This is a genomic window from Streptomyces rapamycinicus NRRL 5491, from assembly GCF_024298965.1.
Lineage (GTDB): Bacteria > Actinomycetota > Actinomycetes > Streptomycetales > Streptomycetaceae > Streptomyces > Streptomyces rapamycinicus.
This window is the reverse complement of sequence record NZ_CP085193.1, coordinates 12,297,873-12,322,891: the sequence shown is the minus strand read 5'-3', so window position 1 is coordinate 12,322,891 and position 25,019 is coordinate 12,297,873. Positions and strand designations below refer to the sequence as shown.

At 71.1% G+C, this 25,019-nt stretch carries 15 protein-coding genes and 7 pseudogenes; 16 read left to right on the top strand and 6 right to left on the bottom strand.

Translation table 11 applies throughout. The annotated features are described in order from the left end of the window. Positions 1-6: 6 nt before the first annotated feature. The 5 genes from LIV37_RS50905 to LIV37_RS50885 form a co-directional block, all read right to left on the bottom strand. Complete coding sequence (locus tag LIV37_RS50905; RefSeq protein ID WP_020874865.1) at positions 7-1,104, bottom strand: acyl-CoA dehydrogenase family protein; 1,098 nt, start codon at positions 1,102-1,104, stop codon at positions 7-9. Next, entirely contained in the window at positions 1,097-1,360 is a 264-nt protein-coding gene (locus LIV37_RS50900) for an acyl carrier protein (RefSeq protein WP_020874864.1), read from the bottom strand. The genes LIV37_RS50905 and LIV37_RS50900 overlap by 8 nt, the downstream gene beginning before the upstream one ends. Further along, on the bottom strand, positions 1,360-2,241 hold the full coding sequence (locus LIV37_RS50895) for a 3-hydroxyacyl-CoA dehydrogenase family protein (protein WP_121826384.1): 882 nt from the start codon (positions 2,239-2,241) through the stop codon (positions 1,360-1,362). The genes LIV37_RS50900 and LIV37_RS50895 overlap by 1 nt, the downstream gene beginning before the upstream one ends. Before the next feature lie 99 nt (positions 2,242-2,340). Further along, on the bottom strand, positions 2,341-3,015 hold the full coding sequence (locus LIV37_RS50890) for an O-methyltransferase (protein WP_020874862.1): 675 nt from the start codon (positions 3,013-3,015) through the stop codon (positions 2,341-2,343). A 61-nt stretch (positions 3,016-3,076) separates the two neighbouring features. After that, positions 3,077-4,471 (bottom strand): DHA2 family efflux MFS transporter permease subunit, encoded by a 1,395-nt coding sequence (locus LIV37_RS50885; RefSeq protein WP_020874861.1) that lies wholly within the window; start codon positions 4,469-4,471, stop codon positions 3,077-3,079. A gap of 313 nt (positions 4,472-4,784) precedes the next feature. On the opposite strand from LIV37_RS50885, the gene LIV37_RS50880 reads away from it, so the two are divergent. Next, positions 4,785-5,264, top strand: a complete 480-nt coding sequence (locus tag LIV37_RS50880) for an AtaL-like protein (protein WP_020874860.1) — start codon at positions 4,785-4,787, stop codon at positions 5,262-5,264. A gap of 106 nt (positions 5,265-5,370) precedes the next feature. Here LIV37_RS50880 and LIV37_RS50875 read toward each other — a convergent pair whose 3' ends face one another. Next, positions 5,371-6,363 carry an FkbO/Hyg5 family chorismatase gene (locus tag LIV37_RS50875; protein ID WP_020874859.1) on the bottom strand — a complete coding sequence of 331 codons (993 nt, stop codon included), beginning with the start codon at positions 6,361-6,363 and terminating at the stop codon, positions 5,371-5,373. A 354-nt stretch (positions 6,364-6,717) separates the two neighbouring features. Between LIV37_RS50875 and LIV37_RS52980 the strand changes: the two are divergent. The 15 genes and pseudogenes from LIV37_RS52980 to LIV37_RS50810 all read left to right on the top strand — a co-directional run. Then, positions 6,718-7,778, top strand: a pseudogene (locus tag LIV37_RS52980) (class I adenylate-forming enzyme family protein); the annotation flags it as partial. A 287-nt stretch (positions 7,779-8,065) separates the two neighbouring features. Beyond that, positions 8,066-8,149, top strand: a pseudogene (locus LIV37_RS52975) (hypothetical protein); the annotation flags it as partial. 1,251 nt (positions 8,150-9,400) lie between these two features. Further along, positions 9,401-12,124 (top strand): annotated as a pseudogene (locus tag LIV37_RS52970) (type I polyketide synthase); the annotation flags it as partial. Continuing rightward, entirely contained in the window at positions 12,110-13,285 is a 1,176-nt protein-coding gene (locus LIV37_RS52965) for a polyketide synthase dehydratase domain-containing protein (RefSeq protein WP_420834399.1), read from the top strand. The pseudogene LIV37_RS52970 and the gene LIV37_RS52965, both read left to right, overlap by 15 nt. Then, positions 13,183-13,518 (top strand): annotated as a pseudogene (locus tag LIV37_RS52960) (SpnB-like Rossmann fold domain-containing protein); the annotation flags it as partial. The gene LIV37_RS52965 and the pseudogene LIV37_RS52960, both read left to right, overlap by 103 nt. Positions 13,519-13,564: 46 nt before the next feature. Then, positions 13,565-14,101: a ketoreductase domain-containing protein gene (locus LIV37_RS50840; protein WP_254807208.1), complete on the top strand. Its 537-nt coding sequence runs from the start codon at positions 13,565-13,567 to the stop codon at positions 14,099-14,101. Continuing rightward, positions 14,098-14,397 (top strand): hypothetical protein, encoded by a 300-nt coding sequence (locus LIV37_RS50835; RefSeq protein ID WP_254807207.1) that lies wholly within the window; start codon positions 14,098-14,100, stop codon positions 14,395-14,397. The genes LIV37_RS50840 and LIV37_RS50835 overlap by 4 nt, the downstream gene beginning before the upstream one ends. Further along, positions 14,391-14,582, top strand: a pseudogene (locus tag LIV37_RS50830) (acyl carrier protein); the annotation flags it as partial. The gene LIV37_RS50835 and the pseudogene LIV37_RS50830, both read left to right, overlap by 7 nt. Positions 14,583-14,804: 222 nt before the next feature. Next, a pseudogene (locus tag LIV37_RS52955) lies at positions 14,805-15,322 on the top strand (beta-ketoacyl synthase N-terminal-like domain-containing protein); the annotation flags it as partial. Positions 15,323-15,410: 88 nt separating this feature from the next. Then, positions 15,411-16,021 (top strand): annotated as a pseudogene (locus LIV37_RS52950) (beta-ketoacyl [acyl carrier protein] synthase domain-containing protein); the annotation flags it as partial. An 18-nt stretch (positions 16,022-16,039) separates the two neighbouring features. Continuing rightward, positions 16,040-16,267, top strand: coding sequence for a ketoacyl-synthetase C-terminal extension domain-containing protein (locus tag LIV37_RS52945; RefSeq protein WP_420834398.1), 228 nt, complete (start codon positions 16,040-16,042; stop codon positions 16,265-16,267). Continuing rightward, a complete protein-coding gene (locus LIV37_RS52940; protein WP_420834381.1) occupies positions 16,218-17,588 on the top strand; it encodes an acyltransferase domain-containing protein in 1,371 nt (456 codons plus the stop codon). The genes LIV37_RS52945 and LIV37_RS52940 overlap by 50 nt, the downstream gene beginning before the upstream one ends. Then, positions 17,585-20,692, top strand: a complete 3,108-nt coding sequence (locus tag LIV37_RS52935) for a type I polyketide synthase (protein WP_420834380.1) — start codon at positions 17,585-17,587, stop codon at positions 20,690-20,692. Before LIV37_RS52940 ends, LIV37_RS52935 begins: the two co-directional genes overlap by 4 nt. A gap of 242 nt (positions 20,693-20,934) precedes the next feature. Continuing rightward, the gene (locus LIV37_RS50815) at positions 20,935-23,832 is read left to right on the top strand and encodes a helix-turn-helix transcriptional regulator (RefSeq protein WP_158634987.1); all 2,898 of its coding nucleotides are present in this window, start codon (positions 20,935-20,937) and stop codon (positions 23,830-23,832) included. Next, the gene (locus tag LIV37_RS50810) at positions 23,829-25,007 is read left to right on the top strand and encodes a 3-deoxy-7-phosphoheptulonate synthase (protein ID WP_121826394.1); all 1,179 of its coding nucleotides are present in this window, start codon (positions 23,829-23,831) and stop codon (positions 25,005-25,007) included. The genes LIV37_RS50815 and LIV37_RS50810 overlap by 4 nt, the downstream gene beginning before the upstream one ends. Positions 25,008-25,019: the final 12 nt, after the last annotated feature.

Below are 25,019 nucleotides of genomic sequence, written 5' to 3'. Positions count from 1 at the left end.
CTCCTCTCAGCCCGAGACCGACAGCGCGTGCTGGGCCAGCATCAGCCGGCACAACTCATTGCTGCCCTCGATGATCTCCATCAACTTGGCGTCCCGGTACGCACGGGCCACCACATGTCCGTCCGACGCGCCCGCCGACGCGAGGACCTGAACGGCGGTGGCCGCGGCGGCGGCCGCCTGGGTGGCACCGACGTGCTTGGCCAGCACCGCGGCGGTCACCATGTCCGGGGACCCCTCGTCCCAGCGGTGGCTCGCGTGCTCGCACACCCGGGTGGCGGTCTGCTCGGCCACCAGCAGATCGGCCAGGTGGCCTCCGATCAGCTGGTGCTGCGCGAGCGGCCGGCCGAACTGCTCGCGGGACTTGGCGTGGCGGGAGGCCGCCGCCAGACAGGCCCGCAGGATGCCGACGCAGCCCCAGGCCACCGACATCCGGCCGTACGACAGCGCGGCGGTGACCAGCATGGTCAGTGCCGCGCCGGCACCGCCCAGGACGTGACCGCGCGGCAGCCGCACCGAGTCGAGCCGGATGCCCGCGTGCCCGGCGGCCCGGCAGCCCATCGGGTCGGCTACCCGCTCGACGGTGACACCGGGGGCATCGGCGGGCACCAGCACCGCCGCGGCGCCGTCGCCATAGCGGCCGAAGATGACCAGCAGGTGGGCGTAGTGAGCCGCGGTGACCCAGACCTTGCGGCCGTCCACCACCACGTCGTCGCCGTCCGGACGGATCTCGGTGCTGATCGCCGACAGGTCGCTGCCCGCCCCGGGCTCGCTGAAGCCGACGGCGGCCAGCGTGCCGGAGGTCAGGCGCGGCAGGTGGTCGGCGCGCTGCTGGGCGCTGCCCAGCCGCTGGATGGTCCAGGCGGCCATGCCCTGCGAGGTCATGACGGACCGCAGCGAACTGCACAGGCTGCCCACGTGTGCGGTGAACCGGCCGTTGTCCAGGCTGCTCAGCCCGAGTCCGCCGTACTGTTCGGGAAGCTCGCCGCACAGCAGTCCGGCCTCGCCCAGCTTCCGCAGCGGCTCGGCGGGGATCAGGCCGGTCAGGTCCCAGGTGTCGGCGCGGTCTCCCACCAGCTCGCTGACCAGGGCCTCGCGGTCATTCACCGGCGGCCTGCCGCAACCGGTCGACCATGGCGACCATCGCGTTGACGGTGCGGAAGTTCGTGAGCTGGAGGTCCGGGCCGGCCACCATGATGTCGTAGGTCGACTCCAGATGGACGACCAGCTCCATGGCGAAGAGCGAGGACAGGCCGCCGTCGGCGAACAGGTCGCGGTCGGGCGTCCACGGGGTCTTGGTCCGCTCCTCAAGGAAGGACAGCAGCTGCTGCTCGACGGACGCGTTCTCCGTGCTGGTACCCATCACATCGCCCTTTCGTAGGTGTAGAAGCCGCGGCCGCTCTTACGGCCGTGGTGTCCGTCGCGGACCTTGGACAGCAGCAGTTCGCACGGTCGGCAGCCCTCGTCACCGGTGCGCCGGTACAGCACCCACAGCGAGTCGACGAGGTTGTCGATGCCGATCAGATCGGCCGTGCGCAGTGGTCCGGTGGGGTGCCCCAGGCAGCCCCGCATCAGGGCGTCGACGTCCTCGACGGAGGCCGTGCCCTCCTCCACCACCCGCGCCGCGTCGTTGATCATCGGGTGCAGCACCCGGCTGGTGACGAACCCGGGGGCGTCGTTCACCACGATGACCTTGCGCCGCAGCCGGTCCAGCAGCTCCCGGGTGGCACGCAGCGCGGCTTCGCCGGTGCGCGGCCCGCGGATCAGCTCGACGGTCGGGATCAGGTACGACGGGTTCATGAAGTGGGTGCCGAGTAGGTCCTCGGGCCGGCCGATCGCGCCCGCCAGTTCGTCGATCGGGATCGAGGAGGTGTTGGAGATCAGTGGGGTGCCGGGCGTGACCGCCGGGGCCACCTCGGCCAGCGCCTTGGCCTTCAGCTCGGCGTCCTCGGTGATGGCCTCGATCACCGCGGCCGGGCCGGCCGCCCAGTCCACCTCGGCCGGGGCGGTGACCTCGGTCAGCTCGCCGGTGGTGACGTCCTTCGGCAGCGCACCCATCATCTGCGCCATCCGCAGGCCCTCCCGAATCCGGCCGCGGGCCACGGGCAGCACGCCCTCCGCGGTGTCCACCAGGGTGACCGGCACCCCGTGGGCGAGTGCCAGCGTGGTGATGCCGACGCCCATCACACCGGCGCCGAGCACCACCAGCGCCCGGTCCTGCGGCTCATGAGCTGCTGACGTCACATGTCCTCCCGAACGTTCACTTCCGTGGGCCGGCGGCCCGGCGGCGGGCCGGCCGGGCGGCCGGGCGTGCCGGCAAGGGGCTTGGGGTGGTGCGGTGGGTCAGGCGGCGGTGCGGCGGACCAGTGTGATGCCGTCCGCGGCCGGCAGCAGCGACAGCTCGACGCGGTCGTCGGTGAACAGCTTGGCGTTCAGCTCCCGCACCGCGACGGTGTCGGGGTCCTGCGCGGTGGGGTCGATGACCCGGCCGAAGAAGAGCGTGTTGTCGATGACCACGAGCCCGCCCGGCCGTACCAGCCGCAGTGCCTGCTCGTAGTAGGCCGGGTAGTTCGCCTTGTCGGCATCGACGAAAACCAGGTCGAAGGAGTCCGGCCCGAAGCCGGTGTCGGCCAGCAGCACGTCCAGGGTCTCGATGGCCCGGCCGACGCGTACCTCGATGCGGTCGGCGACGCCCGCGCGCTTCCAGTACTCGCGGCCGACGGACGGCCACTTGTCGGTGACGTCGCACGTCACGATCCGACCGTCGAGCGGCAGCGCGCGGGCCATGCACAGCGTGCTGTACCCGGTGTAGGTGCCGATCTCCAGGACGGTCCTCGCCCGCGTGAGCGAGACCAGCAGGGCGAGCAGCTGGCCCTCCTCCGCGGCCACCGGGAGCGTTGTGCCGCCCGGCAGCCCGGCGGTCTCCTCGCGGAGGCCGCGCAGGATCTCGTCGTCACGCAGCGAGACCGAGGTGATGTAGTCCAGCAGCTCCGCGGACGTGCTCACTTGGTTCGCCATGGCCTCCATGGTGGGAGAGCACGCCGCGGCGCGGCGGGGCCGGAGTCGTTTCTAGGGGGGTTTAGGGGGCCGGATTCGCGTCGGCGACCGACTCCTTTTCCGGCTTCGACTCCAGCGTGCCGGCCGCCTCGCTGTCGCGGACCCGCAGGGTCAGCAGCAGCGCCACGATCGCGAGTCCGCTGGTGATGACGAAGCCCAGCTGGTACGTGGACAGATCCGGCGCGCCGGCGTCGGTGGTGGTGCCAAGGCCGGCCAGGACGGTGCTGAGCAGGCTGACGCCGAGCGCGGCGCCGGTCTGGGTGGCCGTGCTGAACAGCGAGGAGGCGACCCCGACCTGGTGCGGTGTCAGGGTGGCGAACGATGTGGTCTGCGCGGCGTTGTAGGCGATGGCGCTGACCGCGCCGGTGTAAAGCATGATCAGCCACACCAGCCACCGCTGGGTGTCGACGTCGATCAACGCCATCAGCGCCAGGCCCACGAACGAGGCGGTCAGCGACACCAGCAGGTGCCTGCGCGGCCCGAGCCGGTGGTACATCTTCACCGCGACCTGTGCCCCGGCGATGGCCCCGATGGCGGCGGGGCCGATGTCGATGCCGACACGCAGGGCCGAGCGGCCGAACACCTCCTGGTACAGCAGCGGGAACACGAAGTTGTACGCGGCGTTGAACGCGGTGATCATCAAGATGATGCCGGAGCTGATCCGGAAGATGTGGTTGCCGAAGACCCTCAGGTCCAACAGGGGGTGCGCGGCCCGCAGTTCGGTGAAGACCAGTAGCCCGAGCAGCACCACGCCGCCGACGACGCAGCCCAGCACCAGCGCCGAGGTCCAGCCCTCGGTCACGCTCTTGTTCAGCCCGTACATCAGCAGGGTGAGCCCGCCGGCCGCGTAGACGAAGCCGAGGACGTCGAACGGGTTGCGTGCCCGCTCCCCGTCGTCGTCCAGGAAGAACACGGCGAACAGGGCCGCGGCGACGCCGATGGGCAGGTTGATGTAGAAGATCCAGCGCCAGGAGAGCGAGTCGGCGATGAACCCGCCGAGCACCGATCCGATCAGCGGGGCGGCGGCGATCGGGATGGTCATGACCCGGCTGGCCTTGATCCGCTCCTCCGGCGGGAAGGTGCGCACCAGCATCGCCATCACCACCGGCCCGAACAGGCCGCCGCTGAGGCCCTGGAAAAGCCGGAAGATCATCAGTTGTGGCAGGTTCTGGGCCACTCCGCAGGCGACGGAGGTGACCGTGAAGACGACCAGCCCGAGCACGAACACCTGCTTGGTGCCCCACCGGTCGCCGCACCAGTTCGCCGCGGGGATGCCGATGACCAGGCCCAACAGGTAACTGACCACAACGACACCGGCGCTGACCGTGTCCACGTGGTAGTCCCGGCTGATCGCCGGCAGTGCCACGGTCACGATCGTCATGTCGAGCATGCGCACGAACATGGAGACGGTGAACATCACGCTGACTGATAATTTCGGATTAAGTCGTGGCGCTTTCATCTGTTCCTCCGGATCGGGGCACGTTGCACGGGGCATACATTCCCATCATCCGCTCATCTTGGTCAAGGCAAACAATACGGCGCTGACCTGCGGAAACGCCGGTCACCCGGGCGGCGTAGGACAAATAATTACCGCCCGATGGACAGACGTTGGAAAACTCCGAATTCCCGCTACGGCCGGACCCGCTCTACGCTCGCGGCTGCCGAGCCGTCAGCCGAAGACCGTGCGGCCGCACCGGGTAGGGCGCCGCACCCGCTGAGAGCGAGAATAAGTGGCCATCATCATTTCTCATTCCGCCCTGATCAACGATTCCACGACGGACGACCAGGACGGCATCAGCTACGACGCGCTGTGGGAGACCCTCATCCGCAAGGCGGAATACCCGGTCGACTACGTGGCGCAGATCAGTGAGTGCCGCATCGTCGAGCGGTACCCCGACGGTTTCTTGCGGGAGGCGGTCTTCTTCGGCAAGGACATCGTGCGGGAACGCGTCACGCCGCGCCGCGACCAGTGGCGCATCGACTTCGAGGTGATGGACGACCCGCGTTTCACCGCTGTCATCAACGAACTCGACCAGGACCCCGAGGGCCGTTTCCGCTACACCGTCTCGGTGGTGTTGTCGGAGCGTTCCGCCAAACGCATCACCGAGGTCGAGGGACTGCTCGCGGAGACCGACGCGGGCGTGCTGGAGACGGCCCGTCAGACCGCGGAGACGCTGCGCAAGGTGACGCTGGACACCGCCGCGGCCTGAATTCCCGCTCCTGCCGCGCCGCGGCCGGACGCGACATTACGGCGCCCCGGGCCATATTCCGGGGCGCCGATCGGCATTCCGAGGGCGCGGGGCGCGCCCGACCGTCCTACATGACCACGCCCTCGATCTCCACCAGCAGATCGGAGCGGCAGACGTCCACCGTCAGGTACACGATGTCGGCGTCCGGTGAGAACGCCTCCCGGCAGATCTCGCGCACCGCGGGCACATCCTCGGACCTGCGGACGTACACCTTGATATTGCGCAGCGCAGTCAGCCCGTGGCCGGCGGATATGCCGTGCGCGGCCAGGTTCCCGCCACTGATGACGAGTTCGATGTTCTCCAGCGCCAGTCGGCACTGCTTGACCAGGTCGCCCTCGTGGGCCGTCTCATGGCCGAGCACGCTGGCGGTGCCGGACACGAAGACCTGGCCGCCGACCCCATCCGCGGCCCTGGACGGAAGGTAGGTGGCGCGGGCGAAGCGCGGCGCGCGCGGGCCGTACCGCTTCGGGTAGTGGTAGGCCGGCACCTGCCGGGGGTTCTCGATGTGCACATGCCCGCCGGACCGGCAGGCCAGCAGATAGAAGGCGATGCCGCCGCCCCGGGAGCCGATCCCCGTGGCCGCCGGGAACTGGTCGAACTCCAGCCGGCACTGCTCGAACGCCTCGGCCCGGCCGCGGCAGAAGTCGCGGTAGACCTCCATGCCCTCCGCGTTGTCGCGATTGATGTCACCGATGAAGTTCCACATGCGGAACACACTGGAGTAGCCGAATTCCTCCAGCAGCTCGAACATGGTGACGTACGCCGCTCTGGTGGCTTCCGTGTACCGCCCGGTGGGTGGTACACGACCGGCGCAGAAAAAATACTCGCCGTCGTGCGCGTAGGTGATTCCGTCGCGTTCGCCGTGCTCCGATTCGGCGTCCGTCACCCACACCTCGGCGAAGGGCTCCGCGGTCGGGGCGACCATGTTGATTTCGAGTTCTGGATAGCCGTGGTCGAGGGTCGGGTATTCGCACACGGACGCGTAGTTGACGACCCCGAGGATATTTCTGCCGACCGGGGGTACTACCCTGGCGCGCCCGTTTTCGAAGTACGACGTCAACCCATTCAGGACAAGCGATGACGGGTTCAATGTGGCTCCGCGTTCTCTCTTCGGGTTGCTTTTTCGTGGCCCCGGGAACGATGCGCCGGAGCCGTTCTTGCGGCCCGTCAAAAAAGCTACACTGCGCCCCGACCGGGCCGCGGCGGTGACCGGTGAGTACAAAAAAAATAGTGACCACTAGGGGGCGGCTAGGGGGGTGTTACGGGCTTCCACTTGGTTAATGTGCCGCCTGCTGGCCGCTTTTACGGACACGGCCTTTGGAATAAGCCGGGATTGACGTCCGCGGGTCGGCGGGCACCGTCAGCGGAGCGCCGACCGACCGGGACGACCGGTACGACCGAGAGGTGTGGTGGCATGCTCCGTCGCGAGCTGATCCGGCCGTTGCCCGAGCTGCTGAAAGCGCACGCGGCCCGCAGGGGAAGCCAGACCGCGTTCGCCGACTCGAGGCGTGGCGTCAGCTACGCCCAGTTGGAAGCCCGCACCCGTCGACTGGCCGGACACCTCGCCCAACTGCGGCTGCTGCCCGGCGACCGGGCCGCCATCTACCTGGGCAACTGCGTCGAGACCATTGAGAGCTATCTGGCCATCGCGCGCGCCAGCGCGATCGGTGTGCCCATCAACCCGCACTCCTCCACCGCCGAGCTCGCCTATCTGCTCGACGACAGCGCGGCCCGGGTCATCGTCACCGACCACACCCGGCTGCCCCAGGTGCGCCGGCTCCAGGCGGAACGGCCGCATCTGACCGTGGTGGTGACCGGCGACGAGGAAAGCGGCGCGGTGCCGTTCGACGCGCTCGCCGAGACCGAACCGCAGCAGCCCGCCCGCGACGACCTCGGGCTGGACGACATCGCCTGGATGCTCTACACCTCCGGCACCACCGGCCGGCCCAAGGGCGTACTGTCCACCAGCGCAGCTGCCTGTGGTCGGTGGCCGCCTCGTCCGCCGGTGTGCTGGGGCTCTCCGAGACCGACCGAGTGCTGTGGCCGGTGCCGCTGTTCCACAGCCTGGCACACATCTACTGCGTGCTCAGCGTGACCGCGGTCGGCGCGACCGCGCGGATCACCGAGGCGTTCGACGCCGAGGAACTGCTGCACACGCTGCGCGCCGAGGAGTTCACCTTCCTGGCCGGTGTGCCGACCATGTACCACTATCTGCTGGACGCCGCCCGGGACGGCGACCTGTCGCTGCCGAACCTGCGGGTGTGCCTGTCGGCCGGCGCGATCAGCACCGCGACGCTGCGCGCCGAGTTCCAGGAGACTTTCGGCGTCCCGCTGCTCGACTGCTACGGCAGCACCGAGACCTGCGGCCTGATCACCGCCAACTGGCCGAACGGGACCCAGGTCGAGGGCTCCTGCGGACTGCCGGTGCCCGGCCTGACCGTACGGATCGTCGACCCGGAGACCCACGAGAGTGTCGAGACCGGCGAGGAGGGCGAGATATGGGTCGGCGGGCCCAGCCTGATGGTCGGCTACCACAACCAGCCGGAGGCCACCGAGGCGGCGCTGCCCCGCGGCTGGTACCGCACCGGTGACCTCGGCCGCCGCGACGACCTCGGCTACCACACCATCACCGGGCGGCTCAGCGAGCTGATCATCCGCAGCGGGGAGAACATCCACCCGACCGAGGTTGAGCAGGTGCTGCTGCGAGTGCCGGGCGTGACCGACGCGGCCGTCGTCGGCTCGGCCCACCCACCCTCGGCGAGGTGCCGGTCGCGTTCCTCGTGCCGGCCGCGGACGGCTTCGACCCGGACGAGGTGTTCGCCGCCTGCCGCGAGCACCTGGCGTACTTCAAGGTGCCGGAGGAGCTGTACGAAATCGGTTCCATACCGCGCACCGGGTCCGGGAAGATCAAGCGGCACGCGCTGGCGCAGAGCCCGGCCCGGCTGCGGGCGGTGAGCTCCGGGTCGTTCGAGTCGCTGTTCCGCCTGGAGTGGACGGCGCCCGTGCCGGAGGCTGGGCCTGTTGACGGCGACCAGGCGACGTCCGCGCATCGGGCCGGTGGCAGCGTGACGGCGGGCCTCGAAGCGCCCGGGTCGGCGGTCGTGGACTGCCCGCGCGGCTCCCTCGACGAGGTGCTGCGCGCGGTGCGGACCGGGCTGACCGACCGGTCCGGCCGGGTGGCCGTGCTGACCCACGGTGCGGACCACGACCCGGCGCAGGCCGCGGTCTGGGGGCTGGTGGAGTCGATGCGGGCGGACGCGCCGCACGACGCGCCGGTGCTGGTGGACGCCGACGGCGGCGAGGCGACCGCCGCGCTGTCGGCCGTCCTGGCGTCCGGGCAGCCACGGGCGCTGGTGCGCGGCGGCGAGGTGCTGGTCCCCCGGCTGGCACGGGCGGGGAGCGGGCAGCGGGTGAGCCGGCCGGACCCTGACGGCACCGTGCTGGTCTTTGGCGCGGACCAGGAGCAGGCCGCCGAGCTCGCCGGGCACCTGGTCGCCGCGTACGGCATACGGCATGTGCGGCTGCTCGCCCGCACGGCCGTACCGGACCTGGTCGCGCGCCTGACCGAGCTGGGTGCGTCCGTGACTCAGACGGTCCGCGCGCCCGGCGACCGGGCATCGCTGGCGGAGGCGTTCCAGACGGCCGGGCCGCCGGTCACGGCCGTATTGCAAGTGGCCGGTCCGGAGACGCTGCCGACCACGCTCACCGGCGAGGTCGAACTCGGTCCGCTCCAGGACGCGCTGGCCCTGGACGAGCTCACCCGGGAGGCGCACCCGGCACTGTTCGTCCTCTCGGCACCGATCGACAACGGCCCGGCGCACGCGGTCTTCCAGGCGGTGGCCAACCGTCGGCACGCCGCGGGGCTGCCCGCGCTGGCCCTCAGCTGGGGGCCGCGCGAGGAGCTGACGTCTCGGGAGCGGCTCGCCCTGTTCGACGCGGCGACCACGGTGGACGACGCATCGGTGCTGGCCATACGGCATGAACTGGCCGCATCGGCCGTCGACACCGGCGCCGCCGGGCGGCTGGCCCGGCTCCCCGCGGCGGAGCGCGGCCGTGCCCTGCTCGACCTGGTGCTGTCCGAGGTCGGCGTGATCACCGGCGGCCGGCCGGTACACGACCGACAGTCGTTCCGCGACATCGGCATGACGTCCACCAGCGCCGTGGAGCTGCGCGGCCGACTGGCGGCGGCGACCGGTCTGGCGCTGCCCGCCACACTCGCCTTCGACTACCCCAACCCCGACGCCCTGGCGGCCTACCTCGGCGGCCGGCTGTTCGGCGACACATCCGCGGCGGGCCCCGACACGGAGCCGACGGACCCCGCCGCTCCATCCGGTGAGCCGATCGCGATCGTCGGGATGGCCTGCCGGCTGCCGGGCGGTGTGACCTCACCCGAGGAGCTGTGGGAACTGCTGTCCTCAGGCGGCGACGGCATCTCCGGCTTCCCGACCGACCGCGGCTGGGACCTGGAACACCTCTACCACCCCGACCCGGACCACCCGGCACCTCCTACGTCCGCGAAGGCGGCTTCCTCCACGACGCAGGCGACTTCGACGCCGCCCTGTTCGGCATCTCGCCACGCGAAGCACTCGCCATGGACCCGCAGCAACGACTGCTGCTGGAAACCACCTGGGAGGTGCTGGAACGAGCGGGCATCGATCCCACCTCACTCCGCGGCAGCCGCACCGGCGTCTTCGCCGGCGTCATGTACCACGACTACATCTCACGCCTGCGCACTGTGCCACCGGAGTTGGAGGGCTATCTGAGCAGTGGTGGCTCGGGGAGCGTGGTGTCGGGCCGGGTGTCTTACACGTTCGGATTCGAGGGACCGGCCGTGTCCGTCGACACCGCCTGCTCCTCCTCCCTGGTCGCCCTGCACCTCGCCGTCCAGGCACTGCGCACCGGCGAATGCACCCTCGCCGTCGCCGGCGGCGTCACCGTCATGGCCTCCCCCTCCTCCTACATCGAATTCAGCCGCCAACGCGGCCTCTCCCCCGACGGACGCTGCAAATCCTTCGCCGCCGACGCCGACGGCGCCGCCTGGTCCGAAGGCGCCGGCCTCCTGCTCGTCGAGCGGCTGTCGGACGCGCAGCGGCTCGGGCATCCGGTGCTGGGGGTGGTGCGCGGCACCGCCGTCAACCAGGACGGCGCCTCCAACGGCCTCACCGCCCCAACGGACCCTCCCAACAACGCGTCATCCGCGACGCACTCACCAACGCCCAACTGACCGCAACCGACATCGACCTCATCGAGGCACACGGCACCGGCACCAAACTCGGCGACCCGATCGAAGCCCAGGCGATCATCGCCATCTACGGACAGGACCGGACCAGCCGCTGTGGCTTGGGTCGTTGAAGTCCAACATCGGGCACACCCAGGCCGCCGCCGGGGTAGCCGGTGTGATGAAGGCGGTCCTGTCGATGCGGCACGGGGTGATGCCGAAGAGCCTGCATATCGACGAGCCGACCCCGGAGGTCGACTGGTCGGCGGGTACGGTCGAGCTACTGGCCGAGGCCCGGGACTGGCCGGGCGCGGACGAACGCCCCCGACGCGCGGGCGTGTCCTCGTTCGGGGTCAGCGGCACCAACGCGCACGTCATCCTCGAACAGGCGCCGCCCGCGCCCGAGCCGACGGAGTCGGCGGAGCCCGTCGAGCCTTCCGAGGCGGCCGGGCCCTCCGGCCCCGTCGGGCTTGAGCTGGGACCCTCCGGTCCGGTGCCGTGGGTGCTCTCCGCACAGAACGAAACCGCGCTGAAGGACCTGGCCCGTCAACTGGTGACGGAAACCGAAGGCACGGTGCACCAGATCGCGCATTCCCTCATCACCCAACGATCCACCACACTCCCCCACCGCGCCGTCCTCGTGGGCTCCACCCGCGAGGAATTCGCCACCGCGCTGGAACAGATCACCCGGCACACACCCGACGGCGGGAAGACAGTCCTCGTCTTCCCCGGACAGGGTTCGCAGTGGGTCGGCATGGGACAACGCCTCTGGGAAACCTCACCCCTCTACCGCGACACCATCCACGAAATCGACACAGCCCTGTCCGAATACATCGACTGGTCCGTCACCGACATCCTCACCAGCCAACCCGGAGCACCCACCTGGGACCGCGTCGATGTGATCCAGCCAGTTCTGTTCACCACCATGACCGCCCTCGCCACCCTCTGGCAACACCACGGCCTCACCCCCGACGCCATCATCGGCCACTCACAAGGCGAAATCGCCGCCGCCTACACCGCCGGAGCCCTCACCCTCCAAGACGCCGCCCGCATCACCACCCTCCGCAGCAAAGCACTCCTCCCCCTCACCGGCCACGGCACCATGATCAGCGTCCTCGCACCACCCGAAAAAATCCAGGAAATAGCCGACCCCGACCACTGGAACACCCGCATCTGGATCGCCGCCCACAACGCACCCAACACCACCACCATCACCGGCGACACCCAAGCCATCACCCACCTCACCCAACAACTCTCCCACCACCGCATCATGCGCTGGCAACTCCCCGGAGTCGACTTCGCCGGACACTCCGGCCACATCGACCAACTACACAACCAACTCCAGAAAATCCTCGCACCCATCACCCCACAAAAACCCACCATCCCCTTCTACTCCACCACCGACAACACCTGGATCACCGACACCACCCTCGACGCCGACTACTGGTACCGCAACCTACGCCAACCCGTCCTCTTCCAACCCGCCATCAACCACCTCACCAACAACGGCTACACCACCTACATCGAAACCAGCCCCCACCCCACCCTCACCCCCAGCATCCAGGAAACCAACCCCAACACCACCACCATCCACACCCTCCACAACAACCAAAACGACACCCACGCCCTCCTCACCGCACTCGGCCACGCCCACACCCACGGCCACCCCATCACCTGGCACACCCTCATCCCACCCACCAAAACCACCCCCCTCCCCACCTACCCCTTCCAACACACCCGCTACTGGCTCAACGAGAAACCCACCGTTGACACCCAGGACGCCACCCAGCTCGGACTCATCCCGACCCCACACCCGCTCGTTCCCGCCACCACCACCCTCGCGGAAACCGGGGCCACCATCCTCACCGGGCACATCAGCCCCACCCACCACCCCTGGACCACCGACCACGCCGTCAACGGCACCCCGCTCCTCCCCGGCACCGCACTGGTCGACATGGCCCTCCACGCCGGCGACCACACCGACCACACCACCCTCGACGAACTCATCATCCACACCCCCATCACCCTCACCCACCCACCACCATCCAACTCACCATCAGTCCGCCAGATAACACCAACACCCACACCTCACCGTCCACACCCGCAACAGCCCGGACGGTCCCTGGACCGCCCACGCCACCGGCACCCTCACCCAGCACCAACACACACCCGACCCCCCCCAAACCACCTGGCCCCCACCGACGCCGAACCCATCCCCCTGGACGGCACCTACCAACGCCTCGCCACCACCGGACTCGAATACGGCCCCACCTTCCAAGGACTCCACGCACTCTGGCGCCGAGACAGTCGCCTCTTCGCCGACGTCCGCCTCCCCAACACCGACCACACCGACAGCGCCGACGGCTACGGCATCCACCCCGCACTCCTCGACGCCGCCCTCCACGCCGCGGTCTCCACGGGGACGACATCCGGCTGCCCTTCGCCTGGACCGGCGTCACCCTCCACGCCACCGGTGCCACCAAGCTGCGGGTCGAGCTGGACATCGACGACGACGGCGCGATCCGGTTGTTGGCGCGGGACCGCGGGGCAGCCCGTCGTCTCGATCGACTCCCTGGTCAGCGGCCGGTCGGTGCGAACGAGCTCCGCGCCGGAGGCGTCGGCGCCCACCAGCTCTACGACCTGGCATGGGTCGCCCGCGAGCTGGACGCGAGGGCGGTCACGGAGGAGTTCGAGCGGTACGAGGTTCCGAGGGTCGGCGATGACGTCCTGGCCGACACCCACCGCATCACCGCCGAGACTCTGACCCGCGTCCAACAGCATCTGGCCCAGGACACCACCACCCCCCTCGTCGTCGAAGCCGCCTACGACGACCTCGCCGGCGCAGCAGTCTGGGGACTCATCCGCACCGCCCAAACCGAACACCCAGGCCGCATCATCCTCATCGACACCGACAACCACCCCACCTCCCGCAAGGCACTACCCACCCTGATCGCCTCCGGCGAACCCCAAGCCCGCATCCGCGACGGCGCCATCACCCTCCCCCGACTGACCGTGGACGCTCCCCCGACCCGGCCCGAGTCGCGTGCTGGTCACCGGCGGCACCGGTGGTCTGGGCTCGCTGGTCGCCCGCCACTTGGTGACCGAACACGGCGTCCTCGACCTGGTGTTGGCCAGCCGCCAGGGGCCCGACGCGGATGGGGTCACTGAACTCATCGCCGAGCTCCAACAGCTCGGCGCCCAGGTCCGCGTCCGCTCCTGCGACACCACCGACCGTGCCGCACTAGCCGCACTCGTCGACGAGGTCGGCCCGTTGACGGGCGTCGTGCACACGGCCGGGGCGCTGGCCGACGCCACCGTCGACCACCTGGACGCCGACGCACTGGCCACCACCTTCGCCCCCAAGGCCCACGCCGCCTGGTGGCTGCACGAACTCACCCAAGACCACGGCCTGACCCTGTTCGTGGTCTTCTCCTCGCTGGCCAGTGTGCTCGGCAGCGCCGGACAGGCCAACTACGCCGCCGCCAACAGCTTCCTCGACGCCCTCGCCACCCACCGCCGCACGCTGGCCTCCCCGGCACCTCACTCGCCTGGGGCTCGTGGGAACGCACCAGCGGCATGACCGCCCACCTCACCCGCGCGGACCACGACCGGCTGGCCCGTGCCGGCCTGCGGCCGCTCACCGACGAGCAGGGGCTGGAGTTCTTCGATGGCGCGCTCGCCGTCGACCTCGGACAGGTGGTGACGGCCACGTTCGACCTGCCCGCTATCGGCCGCTCCGGCGCGGTGCCGGTTCTGCTCCGCGGACTGGTGCGCGCGCCACGCCGAGCGGCCGTCGGGGCGGACTCCGGCGGGCCGAGCCGTGGACGGAACGGATCGCGACGCTCGCTCCGGATGCCCGTGAGCGGTCGGTGCTGACGTCGGTGATCGAGCAGGTGGCCCAGGCGCTCGGGCATCCGGACCCCGGCGCCATCGAGCCGGACCAGGCGTTCAAGAGCCTCGGCTTCGACTCCCTGACCGCCGTGGAGTTCCGCAACCGGCTGTCGGCGATGACCGGGCTCCAGCTGCCCGCCACGCTCGTCTTCGACTATCCGGCGGCCGGCGCGGTCACGCGGTACCTGCTGGACCAGGTCTCCCCCGCCCCGGCGGCCGCCGGGCCCGACGACGACCCGGACGAGCGGGAGTTGCGCCGGGTCCTGGAGCGGGTGCCGGTCGCCCGGTTCCGCGAGGCCGGGGTGCTGGAGGCGCTGCTGAAGCTGGCCGGTCCCGACCCGGCGCGGACACCGGACGCGGCCGAACCCGACGAGGACGGCCTGATTGACGCCATGGATACCGAGGCGCTGATCCGGCACGTGATGGACGGAAACCGGAGCCTGAGGGGCGCGACGATGACCAATGAACAGCTTGTCGAGGCGCTGCGCGTGTCGGCCAAGGAGAACGCCCGGCTGCGCCGGGAGAACGCCTCACTCCAGGAGGGGGCGGCCGAGCCGGTCGCCATCGTGGGGATGGCCTGCCGACTGCCCGGCGGGGTCGACTCGCCGGAGTCGCTGTGGGAGCTGATGGCCTCGGGCGGGGACGCGGTCTCGCCGTTCCCCACCGACCGCGGCTGGGACCTGGACGGCCTGTACGACCCGGACCCGGACCACCTGGCACCGCGTACGTCCGCGAGGGCGGCTTCCTGGACCGGGCCGGGGCGTTCGACCCGGACCCGTTCGGCATCTCGCCGCGCGAGGCGCTGGCCATGGACCCGCAGCAACGACTGCTGCTGGAAACCACCTGGGAGGTGCTGGAACGCGCCGGTATCGACCCGACCACCCTGCGCGGCAGCCGCACCGGCGTGTTCACCGGCATCATGTACCAGGACTACGTGACCCGCCTGCGCGACTTCCCCGCCGAGTTGGAGGCTACTCGGCAACGGCAGCGCGGCGAGCGTGGCGTCCGGGCGCGTCTCGTACACCTTCGGCTTCGAGGGCCCGGCCGTCTCGCTGGACACCGCCTGCTCCTCCTCGCTGGTCGCCCTGCACCTCGCCGTGCGGGCGCTGCGCTCCGGAGACTGCTCGCTCGCCGTCGCCGGCGGTGTCACGGTGATGTCCGTACCGCACCCGTACGTAGAGTTCAGCAGGCAGCGGGGCTGGCCTTCGACGCGCGGTGCAAGAGCTTCGACGCGTCCGCCGACGGCACCGTGCTCAGCGAGGGCGTCGGCCTGCTGCTGGTGGAGCGGCTGTCCGACGCCCTGCGACTCGGACACCCGGTGCTCGCCGTGGTGCGCGGCACCGCCGTCAACCAGGACGGCGCCTCCAACGGCCTCACCGCCCCCAACGGCCCCTCCCAGCAGCGCGTCATCCGTGATGCGCTCACCGACGCCAGGCTGACCGTGGCCGACGTGGACCTGCTGGAGGCGCATGGCACAGGCACCAGGCTCGGCGACCCGATCGAGGCCCAGGCCCTGATCGCCACCTACGGGCAGGACCGTGACCAGCCCGTGTGGCTCGGGTCGCTGAAGTCCAACATCGGGCACACCCAGGCCGCGGCCGGAGTGGCCGGTGTCATCAAAACCGTCATGGCCATGCGCCACGGTGTGATGCCCAGGACTCTGCACGTCAGCGAGCCGACGCCGAACGTCGACTGGTCGGCTGGCGAGGTCCGGCTGTTGACCTGGGCCCGGGACTGGCCGAGCACCGATCAGCGCCCGCGGCGCGCCGCGGTGTCGTCGTTCGGCATCAGCGGCACCAACGCTCATGTGGTGCTCGAGCAGGCCCCCGCGCGCCGGAGCCCGACGTGCCAGTGACACCGCCGGCCGGACCGGTGCCCTGGGTGCTGTCCGCACACACCGGCCCGCGCTGTCCGCCCTGGCCGAACGGCTCGCCGCGCATGTCGAGGAGGACGAGGCGCCGCTCGGCGACGTGGCGCACACCCTCAACACCACCCGTGCCACCCTGCCGCACCGCGCTGTGGTCGTCGGGGAGACCCGTGAGGAGTTCGTCGCCGCGCTCCGCGCCGTACGGCCGACCCGGCCGCGGCGCGGGCCGCTGGCGGTGATGTTCACCGGACAGGGCTCCCAACGCCCCGGCATGGGACGACAGTTGTACGAGCACTTCCCCGTCTTCGCCCAGGCACTGGACGAGGTCTTCGCACTCGCCACCCCCGGACTACGCGAGGTGATGTTCGACCCCGACCAGGCCGAAACACTCCAACGCACCGACCACGCCCAGATCGCCCTGTTCGCCTTCGAAACCGCCCTCTACCGACTCTGGGAATCCTGGGGCCTGCGACCCGACATGGTCTGCGGACACTCGGTCGGAGAAATCACCGCAGCCCACGTCTCCGGCACCCTCACCCTCCCCGACGCCGTCCACCTCGTCACCACACGCGGCACCCTCATGCAAAACCTGCCCCCCGGCGGCGCCATGCTCGCCGTCGCCACCGACCCCCACACCCTCCAACCCCACCTCGACAACCACCACGACACCATCTCCATCGCCGCCATCAACGGCCCCCACGCCACCGTCCTCTCCGGCGACCGCACCACCCTCCACCACATCGCCACCCAACTCAACACCAAAACCAACTGGCTCAACGTCAGCCACGCCTTCCACTCCCCCCTCATGCAACCCATCCTCCAACCCTTCACCACCACCCTCAACACCCTCACCCACCACCCCCCACACACACCCCTCATCAGCATGCTCACCGCCACACCCACCCACCCCGACACCACCCACTGGACCCAGCACATCACCGCACCCGTCCGCTACACCGACACCCTCCACCACCTCCACCACCACGGCATCACCACCTACCTCGAAATCGGCCCCGACACCACCCTCACCGCCCTCGCCCGCACCACCCTCCCCACCACCACCCACCTCATCCCCACCACCCGCCGCAACCACAACGAAGTCCGCAGCACGATCGAGGCGTTGGGCAGGGTGTTCAGCGTGGGCCACTCGGTGGACTGGCGGGCCCTCACTCCGACCGGGAGGCGTACCTCCCTGCCGACGTACCCTTCCAGCGGCGGGACTTCTGGCTGCACGACGCCGCGGGCGGGGGCGCCGAGGTGGAGGGAGCCGGACTGGGGACGACAGACCACCCGCTGCTGGGCGCGGTGACCACAGTGGCCGACACCGGCGAACTCATCCTCTCCGGCCGACTCTCCACCAGCACCCACCCCTGGCTCACCGACCACACGGTAAACGGCACCGTGATCGTCCCCGGCACCGCACTGATAGACCTCGCCCTGCACGCCGCCGAACACACCGACCACACCACCGTGGACGAACTGGTCATCCACACCCCCCTCGCACTCACCCACCCCACCCCGATCCAGATCACCGTGGGCGCCGAGACCGACACCGGCCACCGCCCCATCTCCCTCCACAGCCGCGACACCACCGGCACCTGGACCCGCCACACCACCGGCACCCTCAGCAACCAGACCCACCCCGCAGCAGAACTCAGCACCTGGCCGCCCACCGACGCACACCAAATCGACCTCACCACCGCCTACCAGCAACTCGCCGACACCGGACTCCACTACGGCCCCGCCTTCCAAGGACTCCACACCCTCTACCAACGCGACAACACCCTCTTCGCCGAGATCGAACTCCCAGAGGCCGCCGGGCTCCCCACAGGCCACATCCTGCACCCGGCACTGCTCGACGCGGCCCTGCACCCCGCTGCGGTGAGCGCCGCGCGGGACGAGGAATCCGGCATCCAACTGCCGTTCTCCTGGGCCGGGGTGACCGTCCACTCCACCGGCGCCACCCACCTCCGAGTCCGGCTCGACACCGACGACACCGGCGCCATCCGCCTCCTGGCCACCGACACCACCGGCCAACCCGTCATCACCATCGACTCCCTCACCACCCGACCACTCCACCCCGACCAACTCCACGCCGCCCAACCCGAAACAAACCACCTCTACACACTGGGCTGGTCCCCAACCCCCATTACCCCCACGACCACAGGGCACTTCGAGCGATACACAGTCCCCACAGCCGGCGACGACATCCTGGCCGACACCCACCGCATCACCGCCCAAACCCTGACCCGAATACAGCAACACCTGGCCGCGGACACCACCACCCCCCTCGTCGTCGAAGCCACCCACGACGACCTCGCCGGCGCAGCAGTCTGGGGACTCATCCGCACCGCGCAGACCGAACACCCGGGCCGCATCGTGCTGGTCGACACCGACGACCACCCCACCTCCAGGGACGCCCTGGCCTCCGTAGTCGCCTCCGGCGAACCCCAGGCCCGCATCCGCGACGGCGCCATCACCCTCCCCCGACTCGCACGCCTGTCGGCGGACACCAGGGCGTCCACCGAGAGGCGGCCCGACCTCTCCATGGGCCCTGTGCTCGTCACCGGTGGCACCGGCAGCCTCGGCTCCCTCGTCGCCCGCCACCTCGTGACCGAACACGGCGTGCGCGACCTCGTCCTGGTCAGCCGCCAGGGACCCGACGCACCCAGCGCCACCGAACTCGCCGCCGAACTCCAACAACACGGCGCCCGCGTCCGCACCCTCTCCTGTGACCTCACCGACCGCACCGCACTCGCCACGCTCATCGACGAGATCGGCCCCCTCACCGGTGTCGTCCACACCGCCGGAGCCCTCGCCGACACCACCGTCGAGCACCTGGACGCCGAAGCACTGGCCACCACCTTCGCCCCCAAGGCCAACACCGCCTGGTGGCTCCACGAACTCACCCAGGACCACGACCTCACCCTCTTCGCCCTCTTCTCCTCCGTCGCCGGCATCCTCGGCTCACCCGGACAGGCCAACTACGCCGCCGCCAACAGTTTCCTCGACGCCCTCGCCACCCACCGCCGCACGCTGGGCCTCCCCGGCACCTCACTCGCCTGGGGTTCGTGGGAACGCACCAGCGGCATGACCGCCCACCTCACCCGCGCGGACCACGACCGGATGTCCCGCAACGGGCTCCGGCCACTGTCGAACGCCGAAGGGCTGGCGCTCTTCGACGCGGCGGTCGGGTCGGGTGGGGCCGTACTGGCGCCGGTGAAGCTGGACGTCGGAACACTGAGCCGGCTGGAGCCGGTGCCGGAGGCGTTGCGGGGCCTGGTCCGACGGCCCCGGCCGACCGCCCGGCACGCCGCGAGCGCGGCGGTGCCCGCGGTCGACCCCGGGTCGGCGCTGGAGCTGGTCTGCGAGCAGGTCGCCCAGGCGCTGGGGCACGCCGACGCCGACGCGGTCGACCCCGAACGGGACTTCCGGGAGTTGGGCTTTGACTCGCTGACCGCGGTCGAGCTGCGGAACCGGCTGGTGTCGACCACCGGGCTGCGGCTGTCCGCGACCGTGGTGTTCGATCACCCGACGGCCACCGCGCTCGCCGACCACGTAGGGGCACAGCTGGCGGCTGGGCGTTCACCGGAGTCCTCGACCTACACGGTGGCCACGCTGTACGAGCGGCTGTACCGGGATGGTCGGATCGAGGCGGCGACACAGATGCTGGCCGGTGCGTCCTGGTCGGTGCCGACCTTCTCGGACCGGGACAGCGCGGAGCACGCCATGCGGCCGGTGACGCTGGCGACCGGTCCGCGGCGGCCGAGGGTGGTCTGCGTGCCTGCGGTGACTCCGGCGGCCACCCCGCACGAGTACGACGCGCTGGGCCGCCGGCTGGACGGGGTGCTGGCCAGCGCGGTGCTGCCCTACCCCGGCTTCGGCGCCGGTCAGGCCATGCCGGAGGATCGCAGGACACTGGTCGGGATGCATGCGCGGTCGGTGCTCGACCACGTGGGCGACGAGCCGTATGTGCTGGTGGGCCGGTCCCTGGGCGGCACCGTCGCGCACGCCGTCACCAGCGAACTGGAGCGACTGGGCCGCGGGCCGCGGGGGCTGGTGCTGATCGACACCTACCCGCTGGACGGCGCTTCGCGCGCCCAGGAGTGGCTGCTCGGGCTGCCCGCGCGGGCCGCGGTGGAGGAGGGCGCGCCGGACGACGCCGCGCTGCTGGCGATGGGTGCCTATCTGCGGATGTTCGCCGACTGGACACCGTACGCGGTCACCACGCCGACGCTGTTCCTGCGGGCCGGCCGCCCCACACCGGAGATGGCCGGTAAGGACGGCTGGCAGGCGACGTGGCCACTGCCGCACGACCTGATCGAGGTGGCGGGCGACCATTTCACGGTGCTGACCGACGAGGTGGCGGACACCGCGGAGGCGCTGCTGGGCTGGCTGGAGAAGCTGGACTGAGCCGGGTGCGGCGAAGCCCGTCGGCCGGTGGTGGCCCGGCCCTTCGCCGCACGCCGATCTTGCCCACTCTGACCTGGCCCGACGGGTGGTCGGCCGGTCGGCTGACGGACGGGTGGTGACCGGTCCGTGGAATGGTCGATGGAATTCCGTCACTGGGATGCGAGGCGACGTCCCGCCTAGCATCGGCGGCGCCGTAAGGACTCGGTCAGCACGGGGGACATGCTCGATTGCAGGAGGAACCTTTGACCAGGTTGGTGGAGAGGGATGAGCAACTGTCCCGCCTTACCGCTCTGCTGTGTCAGGCCACGTCGGGGACCGGGAGCATCGCCCTCATCGAGGGAGCGGCGTCGACCGGTAAGACGGAGTTGCTGCATTCGTTCGCCCGGTCCGCCGACGGAGCGTGTCCGCGTCGCGCCGACGGGCGCGGACCCGGTACGGACACGCCCACCGACGGCACACCAACGGACGGCACACCGGAGAACGGAGCGTCGGCGCACGGACGCCCTGCGGACGGCGGGCCCGGGGCCGACGGGGCGCTGCTCCGGCTGCATGCGATCTGCTCGCCGGCCGAGCGGGCGCTGCCACTGGGCGTAGTGAGCCAGCTGTTCCTGGCGCCCACGCTGCCGGCGGCGTTCCGGGACCGGGCCGCGAAACTGATCGACAGGCTCGCGTCCACCCCCGACACCGGGGCGGCCGAGCGACTGACCGCCCAAGTGCTGCACGGGCTGTGCATGGAACTGCTCGCCCTGGTGAACCGTTCACCGGCGCTGATCACGGTGGACGATGTGCAGCACGCCGACCCGGAGTCGGTGCTGTGGCTGCTCTCGCTGGCCCGGCGGATCGGGCCGGCCCCGGTGCTGGTGGTGCTGGCCAGCGACATCGGCCCGCACCCGGGTTTCTCGGCGGCCAGGACCGAGCTGTTGCGGTACCCGCACAGCGATCTGATCCCGGTCGGCCGGCTGTCGCAGCGGGGCGCCGCCGAGCTGATCGGACAGCGCTGCGGGCCGTCGGCCACGCACCGGCTGGCGCCGGCGTTCTTCAGCGCCAGCGGCGGCAACCCGCTGCTGCTGCACGCCCTGTTGGACGACTGGCGGACCGGCCGGAACATGGCCGGCCGCTCCTATCGGCAGGCGCTGCTGACCAGCCTGCGCCGCGGCGGACCGGCCGGGCTGGCCGTGGTCCGGGGCCTGGCGGTGCTGCGCGGTTACACCTCGGAGGCGTTGCTGAGCCGACTGGTCGGGGTGAACGTGGACGTGGTCGCCGACACCGTCCGGGCCTTCGAGGCGGGCGGGCTGCTCAGCGACGGGGACTTCACGCACCCCAACGGCCGGGCCGGGGTGCTCGACGATCTGCCACCGCAGCAGCGCGTGGCGCTGCACCGCGCCGCGGCCCGGCTGTTACAGGAACGGGGCGAGCCGGCCACCGCGGTCGCCGCGCACATCATCGCGGGCGAGGGCGCCGATGGGATCCCGGCCACCCGGGTACTGCTGGACGCGGCCGAGAGCCATCTGCTGGAGCAGCGGTTCGCGGTGGCCGTGGACTGCCTGGAGCAGGCGCTGCGCGGTGCCGGGGACGGCCGGGAGCGGGCCGCGATCCGCGTCCGGCTGGCTCAGGTGGAGTGGCGCTCCGACCCCCGCGCCACGGTCCGACATCTGGACCAGCTGGCCGGGGACGCCCGAGCCGGCCTGCTGACGCCCGGTGACACCATCGAGGTGTGCCGGCAACTGCTGTGGCAGGGCCGTCCCGAGGAGGCCGCCGCGCTCGTCGAGCGGCTGCGGGCCGCGCCGGACGACGACCCGGCCGACACCGACGCCCGGCTGCGCGCGTTCGAGCTGTGGCTGATGTGCACCCACCCGCGGCCGGCGCGCCGACGCCGGCCGGTGCTGCGGGGCCGGCCGACGGCCGAGGGGCCTGCGGACCGGTCCGCGCCGTGGCAGCGGTTCTCCGCGGTGCTGGCGGATGTGCTGATCCACGGGCGGTACGAGGAGGCCACCGAACGGGCCGAGCAGTTGCTGCACAAGGCGAGTGTGCAGCGGGGCACGGTGTGGACCGGCGAGTCCGCGCTGCTGTGCCTGATGCCGGAGGTGTACGCCGACCGGACCGAGCGGGCGGCCCGCTGGTGCGAGGCGTGGCGCCAGGACCCGTGGACCGCGCGGGTGCCGATGTCCCGGGCCGAGCTGTCCGCGGTGTCGGCGGAGATCGCGGTCCGGCGCGGCGACCTGGCGGCGGCCGTCGAACGGGCGCGGGCCGCGCTGGAGGAGGTGTCCGCGCCGGCCTGGGGCACGGCCGCCGGCCTGCCTCTGAGCTCGCTGATCCTGGCCGCCTCCCGGACCGGACAGTTGCCGATCGCCGCCGAATATCTGCGGGTTCCGGTCCCGGCGTCAATGTTCGAGAGCCGGTACGGACTGCACTACCTGTACGCGCGTGGCCACTACCACCTTGTGTGCGACAACCACGCCGCCGCCCTGGCCGACTTCTTCGCCTGCGGCGAGCTGATGCGCTCCTGGGCGCTGGACACCCCGGGCCTGGTGCCGTGGCGCACCGGCGCGGCCGAGACCTGGCTGCGCCAGGGCAACCGGGAACAGGCCAGACGGCTGTTGAACGAACAGCTGGCCTGGGTGGGAACCGACTTCGGCCGGGTCCGGGGCCAAGCGCTGCGGCTGCTGGCGGCGTGCGGGAGCGAGCGGCAGCGCACCGATCTGCTGGGGGACGCGGTGGAGATCCTGGAGGGCGCCGGGGACCGTTACGAATTGGCGCGGGCGCTGGCCGACCTCAGCCATGCGCACCACACGTCCGGCGAGCAGCGGCGGGCCCGGCAGACGGCCCGCCGGGCCTGGCACGTGGCGCGCAGTTGCCAGGCCGAGCCGCTGTGCCGGGAGCTGTTCCCGGGCATGGCCGAGCACGAGGTGGACGGCACCGGCGCGTTGGAGGACACCGCGCTGACCTTCCTCAGCCGGGCCGAGCGGCGGGTGGCGACGCTGGCCTCGGCCGGCTACACCAACCGAGCCATCGCGGAGAAGCTGTTCGTCACCGAGAGCACGGTCGAGCAGCACCTGACGAAGGTGTACCGGAAGCTGGGCGTGAAGCACCGCGAGGACCTGCCCGCGCTGCTCCACCACGACATCGCGACGTCCGCATGATGGGCGCACCGCTGCCGTCGGCGTGGGAGTCGCTGCCGGCCGAGCAACAGCCGGAGTGGGACGCGCACCCCGCGCACGCCGCCGCGCTCGGCCGGCTGCGTGGCGCCGCGCCGCTGGTGACGCACACCGAGGTGGCCACCCTGGGCTGGGGCCTGGCGAAGGTGGCGCGGGGCCAAGCCCGGCTGGTGCAGGCCGGTGACTGCGCGGAGAGCTTCTACGAGTCCGGCGCCGGGCACACCGCCGCGAAGGCGTCGGCGCTCGATGCGCTGGCCGACCGGATGGCGGCGCGGACCGGCCAGTGGGTGCTGCGGATCGGGCGGATCGCCGGGCAGTACGCCAAGCCGCGGTCGGCGCCGGTCGAGACGGTCGACGGGGTGACGCTGCCGGTCTTCCGCGGTCACATGGTCAACCTGGAGACGGCCTCGGAGCTCGCCCGGCGGCCGGATCCGCGCCGGATGGTCTGGGCGTACCACGCGAGCACGGAGATTTTGCGGGACCTGCGCGCCCGGCGCCTGGCGGCGGCGGACGGCGGGCGGCTGGGGCCATGGAGCAGCCACGAGGCGCTGGTGCTGGACTACGAGGCCGGCCTGGTGCGGCACGACCCGGCGGCCGGCCGGTCGCTGCTGGGCTCCACCCACTTCCCGTGGATCGGCGAGCGCACCCGGCAGTTGGATCACGCACATGTGGCTCTGCTGGCCTCGGTGCGCAACCCGGTGGGCTGCAAGATCGGCCCGTCGACCACCCCGGACATCTTGCTGCGGCTGTGCGCCGCGCTCGACCCGGACCGGGTCCCGGGGCGGCTGAGCCTGATCTTCCGGATGGGCCGGGGCGCCGTCGCGGAGGCGCTGCCGCCGCTGGTGCGGGCGGTGGTGTCGGCCGGCCACCCGGTCGTGTGGCTGAGCGATCCGATGCACGGCAACACCCGGCGGGCGGCGGGCGGGCTGAAGACCCGTTACCTGGCCGACCTGATCGCGGAGAGCCGGGAATTCCGCCGGGTGGTGGAGCGGGCCGGTCGGCATGTCGGCGGGCTGCACCTGGAGGTGGCCGCGGAGCGGGTGACCGAGTGCGTCGGCCGTCCCGAGGAGGAGAACGCGCTGACCGAGCGCTACCTGTCGCTGTGCGACCCGAGGTTGACCGTAGAGCAGGCGTCCGAGCTGATCGACGCCGTCTTCTGACAGGAGGCTGTA

Excerpts from the sequence above, each read along its gene's own strand:
- LIV37_RS50900 (WP_020874864.1), bottom strand. The coding sequence starts at position 1,360 with ATGGGTACCAGCACGGAGAACGCGTCCGTCGAGCAGCAGCTGCTGTCC.
- LIV37_RS50810 (WP_121826394.1), top strand. The coding sequence starts at position 23,829 with ATGATGGGCGCACCGCTGCCGTCGGCGTGGGAGTCGCTGCCGGCCGAG.
- LIV37_RS50890 (WP_020874862.1), bottom strand. The coding sequence starts at position 3,015 with ATGGCGAACCAAGTGAGCACGTCCGCGGAGCTGCTGGACTACATCACC.
- LIV37_RS52940 (WP_420834381.1), top strand. The coding sequence starts at position 16,218 with ATGTGGTGCTCGAGCAGGCCCCCGCGCGCCGGAGCCCGACGTGCCAGT.
- LIV37_RS52945 (WP_420834398.1), top strand. The coding sequence starts at position 16,040 with ATGGCCATGCGCCACGGTGTGATGCCCAGGACTCTGCACGTCAGCGAG.
- LIV37_RS50885 (WP_020874861.1), bottom strand. The coding sequence starts at position 4,471 with ATGTTCACCGTCTCCATGTTCGTGCGCATGCTCGACATGACGATCGTG.
- LIV37_RS50835 (WP_254807207.1), top strand. The coding sequence starts at position 14,098 with ATGACCGCCCACCTCACCCGCGCGGACCACGACCGGCTGGCCCGTGCC.